This window comes from Streptomyces sp. SYP-A7185, assembly GCF_046103685.1.
Lineage (GTDB): Bacteria > Actinomycetota > Actinomycetes > Streptomycetales > Streptomycetaceae > Streptomyces.
The window spans coordinates 904,460-928,646 of record NZ_CP122310.1; the positions used below are offsets into that span (position 1 = coordinate 904,460).

Consider the following 24,187-nt stretch of genomic DNA (forward strand, 5'->3'; position numbering starts at 1 on the left):
AAAATGAGAGCTCCAGAGGGCGTGCGGCGTCGTCCCGCCTGCCGTTCGTGCGGCCTGTGGGTCGGCGACGTGCATTTGTCGAGTCAGGCTGCGGGTTCGATGACGACCCGGTAGCCGAGGGCTTCCAGTTGGCGGATGGCGGTGCGTTTCACGCGGTCGGGCTTGTGCCGGTGGCTGTCGTAGTAGTCGGTGCCCAGGTCGTGGAATCGTGCCTCAGGGTCGGCGAGCAGGTGCCAGATGACGACCAGCAGGGATCGGCCGACCGCGACGACGGCCTTCTTGCGTCCGCGGCGTCGGGCGATGCGCCGATAGCGTTCGCCGAGGAAGGTGTTGGTCTTGCCCGCGGCGACGGCGGCGTTGCCGAGGACCTGGGCAAGGTACGGATTGCCGTGTCCGGTGGTGGACTTGCCCTTCTTCTACGAAGAAGAGCCCCTTGGTCACCGGGGGTTGAGCGGGTCGGTGCCCGCATCGCGGCGGGCGGGAGAGAAGCGTCCCGGCGCGTCCTCGGCCAGCCAGCCCCGTTCCACCAGCCGCTTGAGCTTGGCCCGCGTGCCCTCGATCTTCCCGGCCGTCGCCGCAAGCCCGATCCGCGGCACGATCTGCTTGGCCTGCAACGGGCCCGGCGCGTCAGCAACAACCTCCATGATGTCCCGGTACACATCCGGCAGCACCGCGGCCACCAGACCCTCCCGCCACTGTGGAACCATCACCACCCCCGCCCCATGCACATGCGACTCCTGCCCGGGCCCCACCGGCACATCCGCATCGGTCTTCATCTCCGCGGCCGACAGCTCAACCAGCACCTTCGTGACGGTCTCCCGCGTGATCTCCAACCGCGACAGATCCTCCTGAGCCGCTTCCAGCCGCAGCGTCAACTCCGCTGCCTCGGAACGCAGTTCCTCGACACGGCGCCGAGCCGCGGCCTCCCGCACCTCGAGCTCCTCCGGCAAAGACACCATGGCGCCCCACCTCCACCCAACACGGTAGAAGCAAGCCACCGTCCCGACACCGCCGATCAGCGTCTTCCCAGGTCACTCATCCCCCCGAAAGGAACCGCACCCAAAAGATTTCGCGTCACCCTCGCGAGCCACCGGGCCTTGCCGAGGAAACCGGCGACTGTGAAGGACTGACTGCCTTCTCAGGCGACAGGCACGTCCAGACCGAGGAAGACCGCATAGGCGGTGAGGCTGTCCTCAGGGCCATTCTGGACGCGCTGGACCGGCCAGCTCACTGATCCGCTGGCGAGCCGGAGCCTGACATTCAGCTCGCCTGCCGGGTCGGAGTCGTCCGCCTCCCAGACACCGCCGAGACTGAGCCGGATCGTTGCGCCGACATAGCAGCCCACGCCGAACAGACGGGCCCCGAGACCAGCGGCCAAGAGGCCGCCCTCCACTGCCGTGCCCGACTTGCCGTGCTCTGTCATGAATCGTTCGACATCGCGCACGCTGCCCAGGGAGAAATCCGCCTGGTATCCCGAAGAGTCGAGAGCGGAAGCGATCCAATCCGCACTCGTACGCACGTTATCCAGCAGTGAAGTCACTAACAGATCATCCCTCCAGCCACTGACAACACACTCGATCGTCCACTCACGTCTGAACGTTGAGCCTGGTGGCGGCGTAGGAGATTGAAATCTCGTGCGCCACGGCGTGGGCACCCGTCCCGCAGTACGGCGGCCCCGCCCACGCCGTCGCCCAGGCCCGTCAGGAACAGCCTGAAGAGTCACTCCTTTCGCCTGGCGGTCACGCACGGCAGGATCGCCGACATGAAGCTTCTTGTACTCGGCGGCACATGGTTCTTGGGGCGGGCGGTCACGCAAGCAGCCCTTGACCGCGGGTGGGAGGTGACGCTCTTCAACCGCGGCCGTTCCGGGACCACACCAGATGGAGCGCGAACGGTCCGCGGTGACCGCACCGAGGCCGCAGACTTGGCACGGCTGGCCGAGGAAGGACCATGGGACGCCGTGGTGGACACCTCCAGCTCCGACTTCCCGCCCCGTACCGTGCTGCTCGCGGCTTCCGCACTACGCGATGCGGTCGCGCGTTGGGTGCATGTCTCCACCGTGTCCGTCTACCGGGACTGGCCCCACCAGGCCCTCACGGACGAATCGCCATTGCTGGACTGCCCGGCCGACGCCGATGGGTCGTACGGCTTCACCGGGGCCGACGGAAGCCCCACCGTCTACGGGTTCCAGAAGGCGGGCGGCGAGCGGGCTGTGGCCGAAGTGTTCGGCGCTGCCTCGGTGTTCCTCCGTCCTGGCGTCATTCTGGGGCCCGGTGAGTACGTCGGGCGGCTCCCATGGTGGCTGTCCCGGGCCAAGCGCGGGGGGCGCATCGTGGCGCCTGCGCCGAGCAGCCAGAAGATTCAGCCCGTCGACGTTCGCGATGTTGCCGATTTCGCGCTCGCTCAGGCCGTCAGCACGTCGAGCGGGGGTTACAACGTCACTCACCCGGAGGGCATTTCCTTCTCCGAGTTCCTCGGTGCGTGCCTAGCCGTCACTGGTGGGGTCGGGAAGCCTGAGTGGGTGGAGCCGAGTGTTCTAACCGGCCACGGCGTGGCCCAGTGGACCGAGATCCCGCTGTGGCGCACGCATGCGGGCGTGTGGGCGGTCGACTCCAGTCGGTCTCTGGCCGCGGGCCTTCAGTGCCGGCCGATTGTGGATTCGATCCGTGACACGTGGGCGTGGCTGGCCGCGGACGGGCGCCCCGTGGACCACCCCAGGTGGGCAGACCACGGGATTGTTCCGCAGAAGGAGGCGGAGATTCTCGCCTCTCTGGCCTGACTCAGGACTCCACTTGGTGCAGTGCGGAACGGGTGGCGAGCTGATGCGTCTGCGCGCCGCGGGCGAAGTCCTCGACGCGGTCGCGCAGATCGCGCGGCAGCGCTGAGGCGCGGTAGCGCGGCTGTGCGAGGAACTGCTGGACCTGTGCCGTGCGTACGAGGACGCCCGTCACCCTCTGATCGCCTGGGATGTCCCACAGAGGGTCGAGCGCTGCGGCGGCTCCCTCGACGTCGCTCATCAGCAGCCGGGCCATGGCAAGATCGGCAGCTGCACCCACCAGGACATGCGCCGACCGGCTGGCCTGCGGCCTCTGGTTGACGAGATCCAGCGCCCGGCGCGCGGACTCCTCCGCTTCCGCTCCGTCGTGAATCAGGAGAGCCGTGGAGCTGGTGGACATGGCCAATCGCTCCGACGTGAACCCGAACTCGCCCCCGACGCCGTCGTGCAGATCGTCGTGGGCTCCGCTCTGGGTTTCCAGCGAGCGCCGGAAGGCCTGACGGGCGGAGTCGATGTCGCCGAGGTGGCCGTGCGCGCGTGCCTCGATGGCCAGCAGCCGGCGCTGGGCTACATCGCCCAGCCCGCCGTATGTCTGGGCGCGGCGTGCCTTGCTGACAGCCTCGCCCGGCATGCCCGTGTAGTACGCGAGGTAGGCGAGAATGCCGTCCGCATACGCGCGCAAGGGGTCGCAGCGGGCGCTCTCGCCGTACAGGTCAGCCGCGCGGGCCAGGCGGCGGGCATTGTCGAACGAGCCGAGATTGAAGGCGGACGCGGCGAGCAGGGCCATGGTCTGACCGGTCAGCACAAGGAGGCGCTGCTGCTGGGTGGGAATCTGCGTGCGGTCGCGGTGCTCTTGAAGCTCCTCCTGGAGCGCCCGGCCGAGCCGGAACACCGTCAGCGGCGGAGTCGAGGCGTAAGCGCGCGCGAGCGACGCCACGTCATCGGTGAGTTGGTCGAGGCTGGTGTCGGATACGGACGCCGCGGCTGTTGCGCTGGCGTCGTCCTGAGCGTCGCGTGCAGTCATTTTGATTTCGTTCTCCAAATTGAACGCGGGTGCCTGGGGATCTGCGACGGGCGGAGGACCGAACAGAACCGCGACGCCATAACCGCCGAACATGGCCTGCAATACGCGCCGGGTGTCGGCGGACAGTGTCTCGGGCTGGGCCTTGCCTGCCTTCCAGCGGAAGACCGTCCTCGGAGAGCACGTCGGGTTGTTGAGTCCCTTACCGACGATCTCTTCAGCGGTTCTCTCGAACAGCTCCACGAACGCGGGCACGCCCAAGTTGCGTTTCTCGCATAGGGCCTTGAGCAGCGTCTCGGGTTTTTCCGTCACATCGCCCCCAGCTATCGCGCGTTGGCCTTTCGGTGGCCGACCTACGGATGGGCCCCCTTTCACGAAAGGGGATACCGCCGTACCCGTCCAGTGCAACACATGGGCTCTAGATGGCAGTTGGATGGCAGGGAGGTGGCAGTCGGCCGTGCCGATGGCGGTGAAACGGCAGCCCCCTGACATGGCGATGGCATCGCCAGCGGGTCCACGCTGATCAGCACCCTCGCTGAGAGTGTCCGACTGCACACAGGGCCGTGGTCACTGCGGTGGCGATGGACCTTCCCCCAGAGGGCGTGATGAGGACGAAAGCCGTCCGGACCTACGGAGTCAATCCATGGCATCCAGCACAGCAGGCACAGCCGTCCCCACGATTGCCGCGACGGGCGCATTCGGTGTGTCCGGCTACACCGCTCAAGTGCCGTGTCAACCCGAGGCCGTGGGCCGGGCCCGCGCATTCGTCTCCGACTCCCTGGACACCTGGGGCATGAGGGAAGAGCTGGCCGACGTCGGAGAGATCATCGTGTCGGAGCTGATGACGAACGTGGTCAATCACACCTCGACGGACCTCACCACGGTCGCCATTCAGCACGGCGACCACCGGGTACGCATCGAGGTCGCCGACTCCTCGTCCACCACTCCCTATATCCGGCCCGCCAGCGCCACCGCCGAGCACGGGCGGGGCCTCCGGCTCGTCGACTCGCTCAGCTCCCACTGGGGCTTTGTGAGACACCCGTGGGGCAAGATCATCTGGGCCGAACTGACGGTGAGCGAGCGGTGAACGCCGCCATGGCCGACCCGCAGGCCACCCAGCGCGGCGAAAAGTGGACCCCTCCCCTCAGCAGCGACCGGTTGCGACGAATCCGGGACGGCCTCGTTGCCTACACACCCCTCAATCTGGAACTGATCTTCGACGACCTCGACGCAGCGATCGGCAACCAGCCTCCGCCCCCGGCCACGATTGCGGCGCTGGTGGAGCGGCTTCGCGGCCACCTGAAAAGGCTGTGTGACATCGCCGGCGCTGACCCGAAGCTGGGTCCCCTCTTCGAGCGGGGCCACCTCGTAAGGGCTGAATGCCTGCCGGCCGACCACCAGGAGGCCGTCGGTCTCGCCCGGCGCCAGGCCTTCTTAGTCGAGACGTTGATCGAGGCCTGCGGCATCAAGGGGGCCAACGATGCATGACCCCGCGATCGACGGCCATCCGCCGGTGAGCATCGTCGTAATACAGGCCCCGCGAGACGCGTACGACTTCGAGTACTTCGAGCAGCGGCTCACCGACGCATGGCTTCTGGACGCGAGTCTGGCTGTGCGCACGTTGCGCATGCCCTTCCTGGCGGTGCCGGTCGGCGGGTCGCGCCGCGGCGGGTACTACCCCGTGGCTTGCTTCTGCATTGCCCTCAGGGTCCGCGATGTTCTCCAGGGCCGGGCCGGTTTCCCGCGCCCGCGCGTGAACTGGTCGACCGCCCCGGACTCCGGCGGCGTCGTCGTCGAGTGGGGAGAGAACCCGCCCTCGCTCTGCGATGACGAGGCCCTCGGGCGCTTCTACGGCTACAGCGAAGCCGCCATCGCTCGCTACATGGCTCGCTGCGCAGACGCGGCGCCCTCCCCCCAGACGCCCTGCTCGGTGTACCCATTCCCCTTCCCCGCGGGTCAGTAAGTCCACCGAGCAGGGCCCCAATCTCCGCACGTCCGAGAGGAAGCGCGACGTATATGTGCCAGCACCAACCTCCCTGCCCCACGGCCGATCGGCCGGATCGCGAGGCCGTTACTCCCCAGGCGCATGACTACGTCACCGGCTGGACGCTGCTCTGCAACGGCGTCGTGCTCTTCGACGACCGGGGCGGGGTGCTTCCGGACGGCCAGATCATCGCTCCGCACCGCCCCATGGCGGGAGCAGCCGCGTGAGCACGATGCAGAGTTCCGTGATTCCCTACATCACGGCGCGCGAGGGGGAAGAGGCCGACAGTCTCCCCGCCCTGCGTGCGTCCTTCGACGCGGCGGGGGTTTCCCGCCTGAGCTACTGGGACGAGACGGCGCAGGACCGCGATGTGCGCGGTGTCCTCTGGGCCCGAGTCACGCAGTCGCTCGGCGCCGACCGGTTGCCGACCGGTGCGCCGAGATGGCGTTTGATCCACCCGGCCCGGCAGCGCGAGTGCATGCTTAACTTCAGGTGCCAGGTGTGCCTTGGTGACGCTCGGAGCCCCGAGGGGCTTCTGTTCCTGGAGAGCAAGAAGGACGGCGTCCCCGTTTCTACCCTGAGTGCCACGGTCCGGACTGCCCAGCCCCCGGTCTGCCGACAGCACGCGCGCACTGCAACAGAGCGGTGCCCCCACCTCGCGGCGCACGGGCACGTTGCGCTGCTGACACAGAGCGCACCCCTGTTCGGCGTCATCGGAACGCGTCACGCGTACTCAGAAAACGGCATCAAATGCCCTTGCCGTCGATGACGTCCCCATCTCCTACGAGGACCCCGCCGTGCGATGGGTCCTGGCTTCGCAACTCGTGCGCACCCTGCGGGCGTTCAGAGTCGTCGATCTCGACGAACTCGTGCCCGCCGCCTAGATCACGGTCCGTCCGTCCGCAAGCACACGCCGGGCGGCAGTACAGAGCACAGCCCCTGTCCACCAGCCGCCCCAACGGCTGTCGGCGACCTGGAGAAACGATGCTCACCACACCCACCTACCGCAGCGTGGAAGACGCCTACCTCGCCTGCCTTGACCTGGCCACGACCAAGGCGGAGCACCACATCGCCGCCCGCGGAAACGCCGCCAGCGAGGTCATCGGCGTCGGCTTCCAACTGCCGGACCCCCGACAGAGACTCCCCTACCTGGCAGCACGCAAGGCCAACCCGGTCTTCCAGTTCGCCGAAGCGCTCTGGTACCTCGGCGGGCGCCGCGACCTGGAAATGATCGGCTATTACGCGCCCTCCATGCGAGCCAGCTCGCCGGACGGCAGCAGCCTGGGCGGCTCCGCCTACGGCTACACGATCTTCAACCCCGCCGACGGCGAAAGCGCCTCGCCGTTCGAGCGCGTCCTTGACCTGCTCCGCAGGGAGACCGACAGCAAGCGCGGATACCTTCCCGTCTTCTCTCCCGCCGAGCTGATCGTCAGCGACAATCCCGACGTGGCGTGTCTGGCCGGACTGCACTTCCTGGCCCGCGGCGGACGGCTGCACATGGTGTGCCATATGCGCGCCAATGATCTGGACTGCGGCCTGCTGTCCGACGTCTTCTCCTTCACGATGATCCAGGAGTACGCGGCCGTGCGGCTCGGCCTGGAGCTGGGCACCTACACCCACTTCATCGGCTCCGCGCACGTCAACGACCACGACGCCGAGCGTGTCGAAAGGGTGCTGCACGAAGCGCAGACCCGCTCCGCTCCCCAGCACTTTCCGTTCCCTGCGATGCCGGCCGGGACCACACAGGACGAGATCACGCACCTCCTGGGCCACGAAGAGCTGATGCGGACGAATCTGGCGCGCTACAGCGCCCGCGCCGTCGCGGGCCTGGGCGTAGATCCGTACTGGCAGCAGGTGCTGCTGCTCTTCGAGGCCTACCGGCAGATCCGGCACGACAAGACAGAGGCAGTCGGCCGCGACGTGCTCGACGCTCTGCATCCTGGCCTGCGGTGGCTGCTGGGACACAAGTGGGCGGCCTGCACCGCCGCGGAGGGCGCCCGGTGACCCGCAAACCGCCGTCCGGCGCCGTCGTGAAAGGCATCGACTTCGACCGCTGGGCCGTCGTCCTGTGCAAGCCCGACGCGACCGACCGCGGCCTGGTCGACGCCGTGCTGGAGCGGATCGAGGGCGCGGGGATGACCGTGCATGCCCGCACAGAACTGATCGCCGAACCGTGGCAGGCCCACGTCGCCTACCGCGATCTGCTGGCCGACCCCGCCCGTCTCCCCCCGGACATGCCCGCCCGCCTCGACAAGGCGTACGCCGGGCAGCCGGTCACCGTCGCCCTCGCCAACGGCGGCCCCGACATCCACGCACGCCTGCGCCGCCTGATCGGGCACACCGACCCCGCCAGGGCCGCGCCCGGCACGATCCGCCGCGACCTGGGCAACGACAGCGTCCGGGCCGCAACCCGCGCAAAGCGTCTCGTCCGCAACCTCGTCCACACCAGCGACGACCCGGCCGCGGCCCTGCGCGAGTACGGCATCTGGTACAGCGCAGGCAGAACCCTGAAGGTCTCCGACTTCGCCCGCTGCGCCGTCATCCTGTGCAAGCCCGACGCAACCGACCGCGGCCTGGTCGGGGAGGTGCTGGAGCGGATCGCCATGGAAGCCACCACGGTCAGCTACCGGCGCGAAGTCATCGTGCAGCCCTGGCAGGCCCACGTGCACTACTGGGACCTGCTGGTGGACGCCGATCATTTCCCCGGCCGGGACATCCCCGCATGCCTGGACAAGGAGTACGCGGGCCGCCCGGTCACCGTCGCCCTCGCCTACGGCGAACCGGGCCTGCACGCCCGCCTGCGGGATGCGCTGGGCCACTTCGACCCCACCCGTGCCGCACCCGGCACGATCCGCGGCGACCTGGGCGAGGACAGCCTCAACGCCGCGCTCGCCACGAAGCGCCTCGTCCGCAACCTCGCCCACACCAGCGACGACCCGGAGGCAGCCCGCCGCGACTTCGGCACCTGGTACGGCGCGGGCCGCCGCGACCTCCTCACACCGCACCTTCCGGCCCAGAGCACATCCGGCGACGCCTGACCCCCAGGAGACCAAGATGAGCACTCCCACCCTCGGTGACCGCCGAGCCCTTCCGATCCTGACCACCCCGGAGATCCGTGGCCTGGGACCCGGGCTGGCGGACGTGATCGAGTACCGCAAGTCGGGGCTCTCGCTGAACTGGATCGTAGGCTGCCCGCTCGACTGCGGCTACTGCATCCGGCACACCTTCGCCAACTTCGAGATGAAAGTGCCCAAGCGCCTGATGGGTGACGAGAGGGCCGTGCGCCTCCTTGTCGAACACGAATACTTCGTGCCGCACAAGACGCCGATCCAGCTCCTGAACCGAGCCACCGACCCGATGCTCCCCGTGGTCAAACCCCACCTGTTCCACGTGCTGCGGCAGCTGGACGACCTCGGCCTGACCAACCACGTCCTGATCATCACCCGCTGGCGCGTGACACCGGAGGACTGCGCCGTCCTCAACAGCTTCACGAACCTGCGCCTGACCGTCCTGGTGACGCACTCGAACATCCAGGACCCCAAAGTCGAGCCGGTGGACAGCACGATCGCCGCCGCAAGCCTGCGCACCCTCCACGAACACGCCGAGCGGTATCGCACGGTGCTGTACTGGCGGCCCATCGTGCCCGGCCTCAACGACTCCGCCGCCGACATCGCACGCGCCCGCGAACTGTCCCGGCATGCGCACGCCACCGTCTTCACCGGTCTGTTCTTCCGCAACGAGATCGCCGCGTACTACGAGGCGAACGGCCTCACCATGCCCTACGGGGAAACAGCCCGGCGCAAGATCCTGCCCGAGACCGCCGAGCGGCGGATCCTGGACGCCTTCGAGCAAGACGGCTCGTGGGGAGCCCTGTTCCGCAAGACCTCCTGCGGCGTGGCCTACGCCCACGGGGAAGCCGACTACAACGGCCACTTCGGCGTCCAGGAGCTGTGCGACATCTGTCCGCCCGCGCAGTTCGCGAAGTGCCAAGCCGCGTGGGTCAAGCCCGATCCGACGGTGGTCACCCCGATAGCACGAGGTCTCGGCGCGACGGGCCCGATCGAGGTCAACGACCGTGCCATCGTCGTGGAGGGACTGGACGAGCCGCCGCGCTACTTCCTTCAGCACGGCTTCGGCTACCAGTGCCACGACCGCGCCAAGCCCCACCACTACCGCCAGCACGGCCGGGCCCCCATCGGCTGGCAGGCGGAGGACGGACCCGAGCTCGCATGAACTTCTCCTCCTGGCCCGAACTGCTGGTTGTCGACGTCGAAGGCAATGGCACCAACCCGCCCGACCTGGTCGAGGTTGCCGCCCTCCCCGTCCGCGACGGGCGCCCCGACACGAGCACTGCGGGCGCGTGGCTGACCAAGCCGGAGCGCCCCGTCACCCCCTTCGCCGCGCGGGTGCACGGCCTGACCAATCACGTACTCGCCGACAAGCCGGGCTGGGAGGAGATCAAGGGCGCGGTCCAGGCGTGCCTCGGCACCGCGTGGATCGCCGCCCACAACGCGCACGTGGACTACCGCGTGCTGTCCGCCCACCTGCCGCAGTGGCAGCCGGCCGGAGTCATCGACACACTCCGGCTGGCCAAGGCCATCTACCCCGACCTGCCCAAGTACAGCCTCGACGCGCTGATCAAGCACGTAGCGCCGGACCTGAGCCAAGCCCCGAAGTCAGGGCGGCACCGCGCCACCTTCGACGCCTACGCGACGGCGCAGCTCCTCGTCGACATGGCCAGCTGCTACGAGAGCTGGGAGCAGCTCGTCGCTGCCGCCGTCCCACCCGGCCTGCCCGGGGCCCCCGAACCAGAACAGGAGCCCACCCTGTGGTGACCTCGACTTCTCCCATCCGCATAGGCGTAATGGGAGCCCACTCCACCGGCAAGAGCCTGCTGATGCGCCGCATAGAGATGGAACTGCGCGGCCAGGGCGCCGCGGTGGCCCGCACCGGCGGGCTCGGCCGACGCGCCGCCGCCGTGCCACTGCCGAAAATGCAGTACCACACCGCCGAATCCACCAAGTGGGTCATCGCCACCGGCATCGCCGACGAGGTTGTCGCTGCGGCCGGCCTGGAGGAAGGCCCCGTCCGCGTCGTGCTGGCCGGCCGGGCCTGTTGGGACGCAATCAGCTACTTCCGCGCCGCACAGGAGTGGCGTCAGCAGGCCGCCACGCGCGCGGACCGCGAGGCGGTGGACCAGCTCGCCAGCGCGCACGGCCCCGCCTATGACCTGCTCCTGGCGACCGTCCTGGACCCCGACCTCCCAGTGAAGGACAAGGGCCACTACGACCCCCGCTACCGCAAGATGGTGGATCGTCACACGCATGACCTGCTGCGGGAGGAAGGTCTCGGGTACATCCGTGTCACCAGCGAGGCGGCCAGCCAACAGCACGCCATCGAGCAGGTTCTCCAGATCTGCATGCCGCAGAGGCCGGTTGCCCACAGCGTCTGGCCGACGTCGTGAACGCGGTGGAGGGAGGCGACCGGCCATGATGCCGGCCCTTGCACCCGCTCTGACCATGCGTGCGCCCTACGAGGACTGGCGTCCCCCGGTCATCGGCGTCAGTGTCCTCGTCCCCGTCGGGGCCCATCAACTCCTTATCGTGTCCGGGCCGGGCAGCACTCTGGCCCTGCCCACCGGGGCGGTCGGACACGACCAGAGCCCGGAGGAAGCCGCGCAAGCCGTCCTCACCGGCCTGCCCGGCGGTCTGCCGGTTCAGCGCAGAGTCGCCGTGCTCCAAGTTCAGATGAGACGCCGGAAGGTCATCACCCACATCGTCGTGACGGGGCCCCTCACGCGTGCCGTGGCGGGAACGCTGACCTACCGGGACCCCCGCGCCGCGGTGCGCATCCTGCCCACCGCGCAGGCTGTCGACATCCTGCCGGAACGCGCCCGCACCCGCGCTCTCCTCAGCCTTCAGGCCCTGGCCATCGGAGCACTGGTCTACGTCCGGGACGGGGAGATCCAGCGACTGGAAGACGTACGACCTCACGATGCACTCCCCGACACGTAAGCGAGGACTCACAGGCTCGATCCGTGGCCGACGATTGGGGCCTGGTCAACCGTCACGACGAGAACTTCAAACTGCCGCGCGAATCGCGGATGCTCCTCCAGCTCCTCAAGATCCAGGAGGAGACGGGTGAAGTCGCAGAGGCCGTGATCGGCGCGACGGGGCAGAACCGCATGTGCTGGGGCACCCACGGCCGCCGGACCGCGCACGAGGAAACCACCCCCGACACCGGTCGACCCCAGCCGGTGTGTGGGGCCTGCTCGGACCCGATTCTGTCGACGGAGTGCGCGTGCCGCACCTGTGGGAAGGTGAGGCAGCACCGTACCCCGACCACGACGGGAGGAAGTTCCCTACGTCGCCATACGACGTAAGGGGACTCCTATTTCCGCAGCTCACAGCCCTATCTGGGAGGGTGATCTGAGGGAGTTCTTAGGGGGTTCCCGCTGCCACGGGGGGTTGTCAGGGGGTTTAGGCGCGAAAGATCGCGGAACACCGAGAAACACCCAGAAACGCTTAACCGCCAGGTCGCAGCAGCCTTTGGCTCACTCGACGCAGGTCAGGCCCGCTCCGGCGTGGAGTATCCGACCTACCCGGTGCCGGTGGTCTGATCCCGGCACGGTGACGGAAGCGCTGTCGGACGCCGCTCGGCATCCGGCAGCGCTTCTCTCGTCTCACCGCAGGCCGCCGCCCTCCGGGACGCGCCGGCGCAGGACCAGCGTCGGCACACCCGCCGCGCCCGACGCGGTCCCCCGGGCGAAGGCGGCCACGTACGCGCTCTCCCCCAGCGCCCGGCGCACGCTGTGGACCGTCCGTGTGTGCACGTCGTGGAAGGGCGCCAGGCCATCGAGCGCGACCCCGGTCAGCCTGCGCAACTGGGCCGCCGCGCCGAGGAGCTGGGCGGCGTAGTCCGGTTCACCGGTCGCTTCCGTGGCCCAGGCGAGCGATTCCACGCCCCATACGGGCCCCCAGCGGTCGTCGATCTCCCACTGCGGGCCGAGGCTCGCGCGGAACAGTCCGGCCGCGTCGTGCGGGTCGCCGTGCAGCAGTTCGGTCAGGCCGTGCACCCACTGCGTCCAGGACCGTGCCCAAGGCCCGCCGCGGGCGCGGCCGTCGGACACGTACTCCGCGCAGGCCGCGAACGCCGCGTCCCGCTCGCCGAGGAAGGCGCAGGCCATGGCCCACATCATGGTCGCCATGTGCGCGTCGCCGGTGAGCCCGGCCGCCCGCATGCTGCGGCGGGCCCGGTCGAACAGCGCGATCGACGTGGGGCAGCCGTGGATCAGTATGGCGTCGGCGGCCTGGATGAAGAGGACGAACGGGAGCGGGCCGCCGTCGGGAAGGGAACCGGCCATGCGGTAGCAGTCGGTCAGATACGTGCGTGCCACCGTCTGGTCGCCCTGGCAGAGCGCGGTCCACGCCCGGAGCGTCGCGGCTCCGATCAGTGCGGGATCGGGCGCGGCCGACGGCACGGCCGGTGCGAGGGTGCGCTCGAACCAGTGCCGTCCCTCGCCGAGCGTGCTGCTGAAGAACCAGAAGCGGGTGCGGGTGAGGTTCACCGTGATCTCGAGCCCGGCGGCCGCTCCCCCGGGGTGGGTGGCGCTGAAGTCCAGCGCCGCCCGGATGTTGGGCAGTTCACGGCCCAGGCCGTTGAGCCATTCGACTTCCCGGGGGCCGCACCACTGCGCCGCCGTCACGGCGGCAAGGGACCGGTAGTAGTCGAGGTGCCGGCGCCGCAGCACCGCTTCTTGCCCCAGCGATCGCAGTCGGCGGCGGCCGTACTGACGGATGGTTTCGAGGAGCCGGTAGCGGGTGCGGCTCCCCCTGCTGCCCATGCTGAGGATCGACTTGTCGACCAGGCCCGACAGGACGTGCACGAGGTGTTCGCGGTCGATGCCGTCGCCCGAGCAGACGGTCTCCGCCGCCTCCAGACCGAAGTCGCCGGAGAAGACGGAGAGGCGGGCCCACAGGACCTGTTCCGGCTCGGTGCACAGGTCGTGGCTCCAGTCGACGACCCCGAGCAGCGTGCGGACGTGGCGCGAGGAGGGGGTGGAGGTGCCGCGTGGTGGCGTCGGGGCGCCGCTCGTTTCCACCCCCGGGCCGGTGCCGGCCAGGAACTGGAAGCGGTCGTCCAGGCGCTCCAGGATCTCCTCCACCGAGAGCGTGGCGAGGCGGATCGCCGCCAGCTCGATCGCCAGCGGGATGCCGTCCAGGCGCCGGCACAGCTGATGGGCCGCGCCGCCCTCCGCGGGGGCCACCCGCACGCCGGGGGCCGACGCCGCCGCACGGTCGGCCAGCAGCCGCAGGGCTTCCTTTTGCGTCAACGGGGCCAGGGGCAGGACGTGTTCCCCCGGGACCCGCAGGAGGTGCCGGCTGGTCACGAGGACCCGCAGGCCGGGGGCCGCGCGCAGCAGTGTGTGGACCAGTTCGGCCGCGGCCGTCACCACGTGCTCGCAGTTGTCCAGGACCAGCAGGGTGCGCATGTCCCGCAGCCTGCGCACGAGCACCTCCCGGCCGGGGCGCGCGGACTGGTCCTGGAACCCCAGCGCCTCGCACACCGCTCGGTCCAGGAGGGTCGGGTCGGTGAGCGGGGACAGGTCCACCACCCAGACCCCGTCCGGGCACGAGCGCGCCGCGTCGGCGGCGACCCGCAGCGCGAGCCGGGTCTTGCCGACCCCGCCCACGCCCGTCAGCGTGACCAGGCGCGCGGCCTCCAGAAGCCTCGCCGCCTCGGCCCTCTCGCGGTCCCGCCCGACGAACGAGGTCGTCTCGGCCGGCAGCCCTTTGCCCTCCCTCACGCTGCGGCTCCCGTCTGCCCGGCCGATCCCGGGATGCGGGTCCGGCGCGCGGCCGGCGGCCGGCGTGAGGAGAACGGGAGACGCGGCGATCCCCCCGCGACCGGCCCCCGCCCAGGCGAGCGTGGGGTCGTCGGCCAGCATCCGGCGGTGCAGCTCCCGCAGTTCGGCGCCCGGGTCCACGCCCAGTTCCTCCGCCAGGAGTGCCCGGACCGTGCGATAGCAGTGCAGCGCCTCGCCCTGGCGCCCGGAGCGGTGCAGGGCCAGCATCCGCTGGGCCCAGAACGGCTCCTGCAAGGGGTTCGAGCAGGTCAGCTCCGCCAGTTCCGGCAGCAGCGCGGTGTGCCTGCCCAGGACGAGGTCGGCGCCGATCCGCAGTTCGAGCGCCACCAGCCTGCGTTCGAGGAGGGCCGGGACGACGTCGCGTTGCAGCGCCGCCGAGGGGACGTCGGAGAGCGGACGCCCCCGCCACAGGCCGAGGGCCTGGGACAGCAGCCCGGCGGCCCCTTCCGCGTCGTTCGCCGAGAGGGCCGATTTGGCGCGGCCCATCAGCAGATCGAACCGCCGCAGGTCGAGCCGGCCGTCGGCCACCGCGATGGCGTAGCCGCGCGGATGGGTCCGCACCGGGCCGGGGCCGTCCGCGCCGCCCAGGGCGCGGCGCAGGCGCAGCACGTGGTTCTGGAGGGTGTTGCGGGCGCCGCCCGGTGGATCCTCGTCCCACAGCCGGTCCACCAGGGTCTCCAGCGGTACGACGCGGTTGGCGTCGAGGAGAAGTGTGGCGAGCACGATCCGCTGTTTTGCGGCCGGCAGCGGCACGACGACGCCGTCCGCCACCACTTCGACCGGTCCCAGCAACCCGAATTCCCAGCCCATCGAGCCCCCCGTCCGCACCCGCCCCGAGCACGCGTCATCAGCAGAACGTGACGAAGCTATCGCACTGCGTGACAACCGGGAGATGGTCGGAAAGATCTCCCACCATCCGGTGACGGCGTCACGGACCAGGAGGTCCCGGTGTCCGGCCTCTCCTCAGCCGCCCAGCAGCCTGCGGGCCCCCAGGGCCAGCGAGATCTCCACGAGGTCGCCGACCCGGGTGAGGCTGCGGCCGGTCAACTGCTCCACGCGGCGCAGCCGGTTGAGGACGGTGTTGCGGTGACAGTAGAGCCGGGTGCTCGCGCGCTGCGCGGAGCCGTCGGTCTCCAGCCAGACGACGAGCGTGTCCAGGAGGAGGTCCCGGTCGGCGGGGTCGAGGGAGCCCAGCGGGCCGAGCACCCGTTCGGCGAGCGCCTCCGCGAGCTCGGGCGACGAGACGACCAGCGCGTCGGGCAGGCGTTCGTCCAGGAGGACGGTCCCGCCGGAGCGGGGGCAGGCGCGCAGCGCCGTGTCGGCGAGGCGGCGCGCGTGGGGGACGGCCGCCAGCCCCTCCACGGGTGAGCCGATGCCCGCGCGCGCCCCGGGCGGCAGGCCCAGACCGGCGCCGAGCGCGGAGAGTTCGGCGGCCGGGTCGCCCTCGGCGTCCCCGAGCAGGACCAGGGCGTACTGGACCCCGGGCCCGGAGTGGCGCAGTGCCCGCGTACCCGGCGGCAGGGTGAGGTCGCCGCCCTCCCCGGCCAGGGCGAGCACGGCGTACCACCCGTCCTCGGGCAGGCCCAGGACGTCGGCGGCGGTGGGCAGGTCGGTCAGGCGGGCGCTGCCGTCGAGGAGGCTCGCGGTCAGCAGCCGCAGGCGGTTCTCGTGGCGCCAGGCCATGCGCCGCTCGGTGCGCCGGTAGGCGTCGGCGACCACTCCGCAGTGCTCGTCCACGAAGTTCCACACGTCGGTCGCGACATGGATGAGCAGGCGCATGTCGTCGGGGTTGCCGCGCGAGACCTCCTCGACCAGGCCCTGCCACACCATGGCGCCGCCGAGCCGGAAGGCGTGCAGCAACGCGTCGAGCGGCAGGCCGCGTTCGGCCCGCACCCCGGCGATCTGGATAGACGTGCGGTGGGCCGCCTCCCTGGTCTCCCCCGGCTGGAGGAGGGAGGTGACGCTGTACCGCAGCGAGCGGTGCACCTCCTGCCACACCTCGGTGGGGCGGGCCTCGATGTCCGCCCGGTAGGCGGGCTCCTGCTCGCGCAGTTCCGCGACGAGCCGGTCGGTCATCGCGGCCAGGTCCCTGAGCAGGGCACGTGCCGCGCGGTGCAGTACGGCGACGGCCTCGGCGTCGAGGAGCGAGCGGGTGCCCGCTGCGAGCGGAGCGATGGCGGGCACTTCGTGCAGGGGCCCGACCCGTGACCGCAGGACGTGTGGCATGGGTCCTCCACGGGGAGTGTGCGCGCTGCCGGATCTTCCTGACGCCCGAAGAATGGCATACCGCCCGGTCGGTACCTAGGGGTGTGCGGCAATCTCCTCATCACGGTCCGGCAACCCTCGGTCGTCGGCGAGGAGCCGGGACAGCTCAACGCGGGAGCGCACGCCCAGCGCGGCGAACACATTGCGCAGGTGGTGGTCGACGGTGCGGTGGCTCACCGACAGGCGCACGGCCACCTCCCGGTTGGTGGCGCCCTCGGCCACGTGACGCGCGATGCGCTGCTGTTGCGGGGTCAGCGAGGCGAGCGGCCCGGGGCCCGCACCCGGCTCGCCCGCCACCGCCTCGCCCGCTGCGCGCAGCTCGCCGCGGCTGCGGTCCGCCCAGGCGCGGGCGCCGCACCGTTCGAAGCCGACCAGCGCGTCCCGCAGCGGGCCGCGGGCCTCGCGGGTGCGGCGCCTGCGGCGCAACCACTGCCCGAACAGCAGCTGCGTACGGGCACGTTCGAACTCACCGGGCGTGCGGTCGTGGTGCGCGAGCGCCATCTCGTACGCGGCCGCCGTCTGCTGCGGTGGGGCCAGCAGGGCGCGGCAGCGGGCCAGTTGGGCCGGGGCGAGCCGGTCGGCGGTGGCCTCGGTCCAGCGGGTGAACTCGGCGGTGGCGCTGTGGGCCTCGGCGGTGCGCCCCGACCGGACGGCCGCTTCGACGAAGCAGGGGATGGCCAGCATCCTGACGGCGAAGTGCCCGCGCCGGGGGCCGGGAGCGACCAGGGGCGCGAGGCGGGCCGCCGCGTCGCCCGGGCGTCCCGCCGCGAGATCCGCCCGGGCCACGGCCCAGACGGCGAGCGTGGCGGCCTGGTGGAGGCCGTGCGGTCCCGCGCCGTCGGCGGCGGCCGCGGCATGTGCGGTGCAGGCTTCCGTGTCCCCCTCCACGGAGGCGGCGAGCGCGAGGACGGCGTGCAGGCAGGCGGCGACGTTCGGCTGTCCGATGCGGTGGGCGGCCCGCAGGCCTTCGACGGCGTGGGCGCGGGCCGTGGTGTGCCGGCCCGCGCGCAGCTCTCCGTAGGCCAGGTGTTCCAGGGCGCGCGGCAGCAGGACCTCGGGTCCGTGGGCGCGCACGGCCGCGAGCGCGCGGGCGCCCGCCCCGCAGGCGGTCTCGACCTCGCCGACGACCAGCGCGGCGGCCGCCGTGCGCAGCAGCCCGGCGGGTTCGCACGTCGTGGGCAGTGTGTCCAGGCAGCGGCGCAGCAGGGCGTGCCCCTCGGTGACGCGTCCGGCGAGGACGGCGCACATTCCGGCGCGGTAGGCCTCCAGGCAGGGATCGTCCGCGCAGACGGGGACACGTGTCATCGCCTCCCGGTAGGCGGCGGCGTCGCCCATCGCCCAGGCCGCCTCGGCCGCGCCGATCAGCGCGTGACGCGCGGGCTCGGGGGGCAGCAGGGCCGCCGCGGCGAGCAGGTCCTCCCGGGCGTCGGCGACGGGTCCGTCGGCCAGGGCCAGGAGGCCGCGCACCTGGTGGACGCCGCCGTGGGCCGGGGCGCCCGTGGCGCGGGCGAGCAGGGCGCGGGCCCGGACGGGGTCCCCCGCCCGCCGGGCCGCTTCGGCCGCGGCGGCGAGCCGGTCGGTGCGCAGCGCCGGGTCGGCGGTGAGTGCGGCGGCGCGGGCCAGGGCGGCGGAACGCTCGGCGGGGGCACGCGGCGTGGCCGCCGCGTCGGCGAGGGCCGCGGCGAGCCGCGCGTCGTGGTCCCCGGCCGCGCAGGCCAGCTGCACCAGGCGCGAGAGGCGGTCGCGGCAGACGGTGGCGAGGCGGGTGTGGGCGGCTCGGCGGCGGGCGAGCGGGGCGCCGTGCAGCACGGCCCGGCGCAGCAGGGGGTGGGTGAAGTGCACGCGCCCGCCCGCTCCGGCGACCGCGCCGGCGGCTTCGGCCGGTGCGAGTGCCGCGGGGTCGCCGCCAGCCCGCAGCAGCAGGGCGAGGTCGGCGCCCGCGCCGTCGGGTTCGTGTTCCCCGGCGGCCGCGGCGAGCAGCAGCAGGGTGCGGGTGGCGTCGGGCAGTGCGTCCAGGTGGGATGCGTGGTCGTGCAGGACGGCCTCGCCGCCGGGTAAGGGGTCGGGCAGTGGGGTGCGTCCGGTGAGCTGGTCGGGGGTGAGGGCCGCGAGGAACGCGCAGAGCAGGCGCGGGTTGCCGGCCGCCTCGCGGATCAGCCAGGCGCCGACGACCGGGTCGGCGCGGCCGTCGGTCAGCCGCTCGAACAGGGCGCAGGCCGCCCGCTCGTCGAGCGGCCCCAGGCGCAGGGTCGGGATGCCGTGCAACTCGCCCGACCGGGCGTGGTGTTCGGTGACGGTGAGCAGGACGGCCACGGGCGCCTCCGCGGACAGGCGGCGCAGATCGGCCAGGAGGGCGCTCCGGGCGGCGGGGTGCCAGGTGTGGGCGTCGTCGACACACACCAGCAGCGGTCCTTCGCGCGGCAGCGGCGCCGGGGCGGTCACCTGGACCGCGGGGATCGGAGCGCAGGCGGCCCGCGCGTACCGCAGGAGCGCGGTCCGGCCCAGGCCGGGCTGCGCGGCCAGCGCGAGCACCCCGCCCCGCCCGGCCCGCAGGCGCCCCACCAGGGCTTCCACGGCAGTGATTTCCTCGCGGCGGCCATGGAGCTCGGGGGCCCTGAGCGCGCCGGGTTCGGTCGTCGATAGGGTCACGCCCGCACGTTACTTCCGCGTAACACGGCCCGGAAGCCTCGCGTCCGCCGCACTGGGCACGTCACCAGCGACACCCGCGCCCCGCTGTGCGCGAGCACAATCGGGGGCCGGGGCACGACACACGTCGTCCGCCGCCGGCTGACCGGCGACGGACGACGGGCCCCCATGACGGGTCAGGTGGCTCGGGAGATCAGGAGGTGTGGGGGCAGTTGCCCCGGTACTCCTCGATCGTGAGGCTCGGCCTCGGCAGCGGGCAGAGGAACTGTTCGTAGCGGGTGTCGTTGTCGATGAACCGCTTCAGCCAGGAGATGCTGTACTTCGCGATCGTCGTGTTGGACGAGTTCGGCGTGAAGTGGGTGGCGCCGTTGAGCTCCAGGTACGCCTTGTCCAGGCTGCTCGGCAGGGACTGGTAGAACGGCTCGGAGTGGCTGGCGACGGGGGCGACGGTGTCGCCGTCGGCGCCCACGACCAGGGTGGGCGTGCGCAGTTCGGGCCAGGTCGTGTCGAGGTTCCACCCGGTCAGCGGGATCGCCGCCTTCAGGGAGGTGCGGCTCTTGGCGGCCTCCAGGGTGCCGCCACCGCCCATCGAGTGCCCCATCACGCCGAGCCGGGAGGCGTCGACGCGTCCCCGTACCGAACTCGAATTCGTCAAGTAGTCGAGCGCGGACAGGAGTTGGCGGCCCCGGCTGTCGGGCTGGTCGAGCGTCGTGTTGGTGTCGATGGTGAAGACCACGAAGCCCTGGGAGGCCAGCCGCGGTCCGAGCCAGGCGATGCTCGACTGGTAGGCGGTGAAGCCCGGGGAGATGACGACCGCGCCGAAGGTGCCGTCGGCGGTGGACGTCGGGTAGTAGACGGTGCCCCCGCCGAAGCCGGAGACGCTCAGCGAGGAGACGCTGGTCTGCGAGACGGCGTACGAGCCGCGCGAGGCCTCGATGCTGGAGACGGTGGGGGCGGGGCCGCGCTCGTAGGGGTTGTCGGCGGCTGCCTGGGCACCGGGCGCGAGCCCCGTGCCGAAGAGGCCGGCGGTGGCGACCGCGGCGGCCAGACAGGCCCGCACCACGGGGCGGGAGAAGACGTGCAGGCGCACGGAGGGGTCCTCTCGGTCGGGGCGGGAGCCACGCGGGAGAGGAGGTGTGCCCCGGTGGAGACCGCCGTGTTCGTTGGCGGTCCCCACCGTGGCGGTGCGAACGGGGTGGGGACATCGGTGAAATCACCGGTGTCGTGGGCCTGTCCGCCCCGGCGCGTCAGCCGCGCAGGGGGCCTTCGCAGGTGTAGTCGGAGGTGCCGGCGCGGCCGTTGGTCCAGATCTCCACCTCGCCGAAGGCGCAGTTCATGTCGGTGAGGTTGTTGTCGCCGCCCGCGGCCCGGTCAAGGATGAAGGCGTCGACGGTCTCGGACATGTCCTTGAAGACCAGGTCGGGGCTGCCCGCGTCGGCGAGGTTCGCGGTGACGCGGCCGGTGCACACGAACCGCGGGCGGTCGGCCGCGCCGGTGGAGCGGCAGTCGGGCGTGATGCCGGTCGTCGCGACGAACGAGGAGCGGACCTGTCCGGCCGTGCTGTCCCGCAGCTGACCGACGGGCACGTACGTGGTGTCGGGGACGAACAGGTCGTCGACATGGGCGATCTGCCGGTCGAGGAAGGCGTCGTAGGCGCGCTGCAGTCCTGCGTCCCGGCCGAGGCGGTCGCGCCAGCCATCGAACGCTGCCGGGGTGTCGGCGCGCAGGTGGCGGTACATCTCCTTGAGCAGCGCGGGGCGTTCGGTCCACAGGAACTCGAAGAACGTGCCCGCGTAGTCGTAGAAGCGGAAGCCGTCCCCCTCGAAGGTGGCGTGCAGGAGCTGGTTCACGCTCATGCGCGGGCCGCCGCCCGCGGTGTCGTCGATGATGCCCTGGACGAGGGACTTGCGCACCTTGACGCCGTCGTCGCGGGTGGCGCCGTCGAAGAACTCCGCGGTGCCCTCGTCCATCGCGGTGGTCCGGTCGCCCTCGTACCAGGGGCCCTCGCCGAAGAAGCCCGGTACGGCCCAGCGGCCGTTGAGGTAGTGGGTGTACTCGTGGCGGAACAGCTCTTCGAGGGTGAGCGAGGAGTCCTGGGGGACGCGCCGCTGGTAGGTGTAGAAGGTCGCGCCCCGCTCGATGTACACGCCGCCGTTGTCGGTGCCCATGCCGGTCAGGAGCGGATGGAAGTTCTCGTAGTCGGCGCGGGAGGCGTACAGGACCGTGCTGAGGGCCGTGTTCGGGTCGCCCTTCAGCGGTTCCTGCGTGCCGACGACGCGGTGGAACTGGGCCTTGACCTGCTTGCTCGCGTAGTAGAGCTGGTCGACGGTGTCACGGCCGAGGGCGGTGCGGACCTTCATGCCGCCCTCGTCGTACGTGTAGGTCTGCGGGAAGAGGCGGCGTTCGATGTCGTCCCTGCACACCTGGTAGGGCTTGCAGGCGTCGAACTCGATCAGCCAGGTGACGGCTTTGGCCCACGGGGCGCTGCCGTCCCCGAAAGTGCGGGTGAGGGTGTCCAGGAGCGGGCCGAGCCCGGCGACGATCTCGGAGCGCAGGGCGTCGATCTGCCCCATGCGGCCGTACTCGCTCACCGCGTCGCGCACCACCCAGGCGTTGGGTCCGCCCTTGAGGTGGGTGTGCCCGGCGAACGCCTTGAAGGCGGCGCGGTAGGAGGGGTCGGCGGCCACCGCGGCACGGAAGGCGGCGTCCTGGTTGCCGGGGTACACGCCTAGGTAGTTCAGCGTGAGCGCGGCGAGAGCGGCACCGGCCCACCGGGTGTCCTGGGCGGTGGCGGGGTGGGCGGCGTCCATCGTGGCCAGGACCCGCTTGACGAACGGGAGTTGATGCCGGCGCAGGCCTGCCGCGCTGGCCGCGGTCAGCGCCTCGCGGAGCGTCTCGGCGTTGGAGGGGGTGACGTCGAAGGCGTGGGCCGCCGCGCCGAAGGCGTCCACGGCACGCCGCATGGCGGCCAGGGTCGCCGGGTCGGTGATGTCGACCTCGTCGTGCGAGAAGCCCTGGTAGGACACGGCGTGGAGGTAGGTGAACATCTCCAGCAGGTGGCGGCCGTTGGTGCCGTCGTGGGCGGCGGCCAGCTGGGTGGCGCGCCGGGAGACGGCCTGGATGTGCGCGCCCGACATGACCGGGGCCAGGCGGCGGTCCCAGGTCCAGATGAGCCCGCGCAGACAGCCGTCGGCGGTGACGGCCGGGTCGGCGAGGAAGTCGGTGAACTGGTCGGGTGACAGGCCCGTGACGCCGTCGAGGGTGCAGGGCACCGACTTCTTGCCGACGGTGGCGCGGGGCACCTCGCCCGTGGTCTTCGCCTTGCCCGTACGGGGGCCGGGGACGCGGCCGTCGGCGAGACCGGCGGGGGCGGGGAGCTTCCGGGCGGCGGGCGCGGGGGCCTTGGCGCGGCGGTCGACGTGGTCTTGCGGGTTCGGCGCCTCGGGTCCCGGCGCGGCGGGCGAGACGGCCGGGCGAGGGTCAAGGCCGGGGGTGGCCGCAGGGGCGGCCGGCGCGGCCGTGGCGCACAGCGCCACGGATATCGCCGCGGCGGCCACGGATCTGCGCAGGGTACGGGGCTGATGCACGACAGGCTCCTGAGGTGTGGGAGGTGGCGCAAGCAGTGCGTGCGCGCACGACGCGGAGACCCCTCACCCGGAGCGTGAACCACCTTATGGGCCACGGGAGTTGGGGACCGCCGACTGCGCCATGTGATGCGTAACGTAGTAATGTGAAATGGCACTGACAACCCCTCAGACGACGGGATGTCACGCAACTCCCCTGCAGCGCGCGGCTGTTGACTGTCCTTGTGATCCCTTGACGCGCTTCGAATCCCGGAGCGCGAGTCAAGTGACCTTGTACCCTGGTGCATCACCCGGGGCGGGCGCGCGGGCCACGACCTGCGGGGCCACGAAGGGATCACCACCATGGGTCACCTCACACAGCGCACCCTCGTCACTCCCCGGGAGCGGCTGCGCGATCAGGTCGCCCACCACCTGCGGGCCGCGCTGATATCCGGCGAACTGCGGCCCGGTGAGGTCTACTCCGCGCCCGTGCTCGCCGAGGACTTCGGGATCTCCGCGACCCCCGTGCGCGAGGCGATGCTCGACCTGGCCCGCGAGGGGCTGGTCGAACCGGTCCGCAACAAGGGCTTTCGCGTCACCGAGGTCAACGAACGCGACCTGGACCAGTACACCGAGATCCGCACCCTCATCGAGGTCCCGATGATCGGCCGCATCACCCGGTCCGCGTCCCCCGCGGAGCTGGAGCGGCTGCGCCCCGTCGCCGACGAGATCGTGCGCGCGGCCCGCGAGCACGACCTCATCGGCTATCTCGAGGCCGACCGGCAGTTCCACCTCTCCCTGCTCGCCCTCGGCGGCAACGACCGGCTCGTCGAGACCGTGGGCGACCTGCGCAAGCGCTCCCGCCTCTACGGTCTGACGGCACTGGACGAGCGCGGCCGGCTGATCCCCTCGGCGCAGGAACACCTCGAACTCCTGGACCTGATGGTGGCGGGTGACGCGGAAGGGGCCGAACAGTGCATGGCCCGGCACCTCGGGCACGTGCGCTCGCTGTGGGCGCGGGGCACCAAGGCGTAGGTCGGGGTACCAAGGCGTGGGCCAGACACCA

At 71.3% G+C, this 24,187-nt stretch carries 21 protein-coding genes; 13 read left to right on the forward strand and 8 right to left on the reverse strand.

Annotated features, from left to right (window positions below; genetic code table 11):
* Window positions 1-437: 437 nt before the first annotated feature.
* Together QBL25_RS03885 and QBL25_RS03890 are read right to left on the reverse strand one after the other, a co-directional pair.
* On the reverse strand, window positions 438-959 hold the full coding sequence (locus QBL25_RS03885) for a hypothetical protein (protein WP_409055544.1): 522 nt from the start codon (window positions 957-959) through the stop codon (window positions 438-440).
* A 179-nt stretch (window positions 960-1,138) separates the two neighbouring features.
* Window positions 1,139-1,540 (reverse strand): hypothetical protein, encoded by a 402-nt coding sequence (locus QBL25_RS03890; RefSeq protein ID WP_409055545.1) that lies wholly within the window; start codon window positions 1,538-1,540, stop codon window positions 1,139-1,141.
* Between the two features lie 222 nt (window positions 1,541-1,762).
* Here QBL25_RS03890 and QBL25_RS03895 point away from each other — a divergent pair, with 222 nt between their 5' ends.
* The gene (locus QBL25_RS03895) at window positions 1,763-2,779 is read left to right on the forward strand and encodes an NAD-dependent epimerase/dehydratase family protein (RefSeq protein WP_409055546.1); all 1,017 of its coding nucleotides are present in this window, start codon (window positions 1,763-1,765) and stop codon (window positions 2,777-2,779) included.
* 1 nt (window position 2,780) lies between these two features.
* Here QBL25_RS03895 and QBL25_RS03900 read toward each other — a convergent pair whose 3' ends face one another.
* The gene (locus QBL25_RS03900; protein WP_409055547.1) at window positions 2,781-4,109 is read right to left on the reverse strand and encodes a DNA-binding protein; all 1,329 of its coding nucleotides are present in this window, start codon (window positions 4,107-4,109) and stop codon (window positions 2,781-2,783) included.
* A gap of 412 nt (window positions 4,110-4,521) precedes the next feature.
* Between QBL25_RS03900 and QBL25_RS03905 the strand changes: the two genes are divergently transcribed.
* From QBL25_RS03905 to QBL25_RS03955, 11 genes are all read left to right on the forward strand, one after another.
* Window positions 4,522-4,884, forward strand: a complete 363-nt coding sequence (locus QBL25_RS03905; protein WP_409055548.1) for an ATP-binding protein — start codon at window positions 4,522-4,524, stop codon at window positions 4,882-4,884.
* Window positions 4,881-5,285, forward strand: a complete 405-nt coding sequence (locus QBL25_RS03910; RefSeq protein ID WP_409055549.1) for a DUF6415 family natural product biosynthesis protein — start codon at window positions 4,881-4,883, stop codon at window positions 5,283-5,285. Before QBL25_RS03905 ends, QBL25_RS03910 begins: the two co-directional genes overlap by 4 nt.
* Window positions 5,278-5,760 carry a DUF6302 family protein gene (locus QBL25_RS03915; RefSeq protein ID WP_409055550.1) on the forward strand — a complete coding sequence of 161 codons (483 nt, stop codon included), beginning with the start codon at window positions 5,278-5,280 and terminating at the stop codon, window positions 5,758-5,760. The genes QBL25_RS03910 and QBL25_RS03915 overlap by 8 nt, the downstream gene beginning before the upstream one ends.
* Before the next feature lie 53 nt (window positions 5,761-5,813).
* Window positions 5,814-6,008 (forward strand): DUF5999 family protein, encoded by a 195-nt coding sequence (locus QBL25_RS03920; protein ID WP_409055551.1) that lies wholly within the window; start codon window positions 5,814-5,816, stop codon window positions 6,006-6,008.
* The gene (locus QBL25_RS03925; protein WP_409055552.1) at window positions 6,005-6,550 is read left to right on the forward strand and encodes a hypothetical protein; all 546 of its coding nucleotides are present in this window, start codon (window positions 6,005-6,007) and stop codon (window positions 6,548-6,550) included. The genes QBL25_RS03920 and QBL25_RS03925 overlap by 4 nt, the downstream gene beginning before the upstream one ends.
* A 215-nt stretch (window positions 6,551-6,765) precedes the next feature.
* On the forward strand, window positions 6,766-7,785 hold the full coding sequence (locus QBL25_RS03930; protein ID WP_409055553.1) for a thymidylate synthase: 1,020 nt from the start codon (window positions 6,766-6,768) through the stop codon (window positions 7,783-7,785).
* Window positions 7,782-8,819 carry a nucleoside-diphosphate kinase gene (locus QBL25_RS03935; RefSeq protein WP_409055554.1) on the forward strand — a complete coding sequence of 346 codons (1,038 nt, stop codon included), beginning with the start codon at window positions 7,782-7,784 and terminating at the stop codon, window positions 8,817-8,819. Before QBL25_RS03930 ends, QBL25_RS03935 begins: the two co-directional genes overlap by 4 nt.
* 16 nt (window positions 8,820-8,835) lie before the next feature.
* Window positions 8,836-10,014, forward strand: coding sequence for a radical SAM protein (locus QBL25_RS03940; protein WP_409055555.1), 1,179 nt, complete (start codon window positions 8,836-8,838; stop codon window positions 10,012-10,014).
* Complete coding sequence (locus tag QBL25_RS03945) at window positions 10,011-10,616, forward strand: exonuclease domain-containing protein (RefSeq protein ID WP_409055556.1); 606 nt, start codon at window positions 10,011-10,013, stop codon at window positions 10,614-10,616. The genes QBL25_RS03940 and QBL25_RS03945 overlap by 4 nt, the downstream gene beginning before the upstream one ends.
* A 29-nt stretch (window positions 10,617-10,645) precedes the next feature.
* Entirely contained in the window at window positions 10,646-11,245 is a 600-nt protein-coding gene (locus QBL25_RS03950) for a hypothetical protein (RefSeq protein ID WP_409055557.1), read from the forward strand.
* A 25-nt stretch (window positions 11,246-11,270) separates the two neighbouring features.
* Window positions 11,271-11,795 (forward strand): hypothetical protein, encoded by a 525-nt coding sequence (locus QBL25_RS03955; RefSeq protein ID WP_409055558.1) that lies wholly within the window; start codon window positions 11,271-11,273, stop codon window positions 11,793-11,795.
* A gap of 668 nt (window positions 11,796-12,463) precedes the next feature.
* On the opposite strand, the gene QBL25_RS03960 is transcribed toward QBL25_RS03955, so the two are convergent.
* From QBL25_RS03960 to QBL25_RS03980, 5 genes are all read right to left on the reverse strand, one after another.
* The gene (locus tag QBL25_RS03960) at window positions 12,464-15,457 is read right to left on the reverse strand and encodes an AfsR/SARP family transcriptional regulator (RefSeq protein WP_409055559.1); all 2,994 of its coding nucleotides are present in this window, start codon (window positions 15,455-15,457) and stop codon (window positions 12,464-12,466) included.
* A 153-nt stretch (window positions 15,458-15,610) separates the two neighbouring features.
* Window positions 15,611-16,873: a PucR family transcriptional regulator gene (locus QBL25_RS03965; protein ID WP_409055560.1), complete on the reverse strand. Its 1,263-nt coding sequence runs from the start codon at window positions 16,871-16,873 to the stop codon at window positions 15,611-15,613.
* 75 nt (window positions 16,874-16,948) lie between these two features.
* Window positions 16,949-19,561, reverse strand: coding sequence for a LuxR C-terminal-related transcriptional regulator (locus tag QBL25_RS03970; RefSeq protein WP_409055561.1), 2,613 nt, complete (start codon window positions 19,559-19,561; stop codon window positions 16,949-16,951).
* A 190-nt stretch (window positions 19,562-19,751) separates the two neighbouring features.
* The gene (locus QBL25_RS03975; protein ID WP_409055562.1) at window positions 19,752-20,648 is read right to left on the reverse strand and encodes an alpha/beta hydrolase family protein; all 897 of its coding nucleotides are present in this window, start codon (window positions 20,646-20,648) and stop codon (window positions 19,752-19,754) included.
* A gap of 157 nt (window positions 20,649-20,805) precedes the next feature.
* A complete protein-coding gene (locus QBL25_RS03980; protein WP_409055563.1) occupies window positions 20,806-23,145 on the reverse strand; it encodes a collagenase in 2,340 nt (779 codons plus the stop codon).
* 339 nt (window positions 23,146-23,484) lie between these two features.
* Here QBL25_RS03980 and QBL25_RS03985 point away from each other — a divergent pair, with 339 nt between their 5' ends.
* Complete coding sequence (locus tag QBL25_RS03985) at window positions 23,485-24,156, forward strand: GntR family transcriptional regulator (RefSeq protein WP_409055564.1); 672 nt, start codon at window positions 23,485-23,487, stop codon at window positions 24,154-24,156.
* Window positions 24,157-24,187 lie beyond the last annotated feature (31 nt).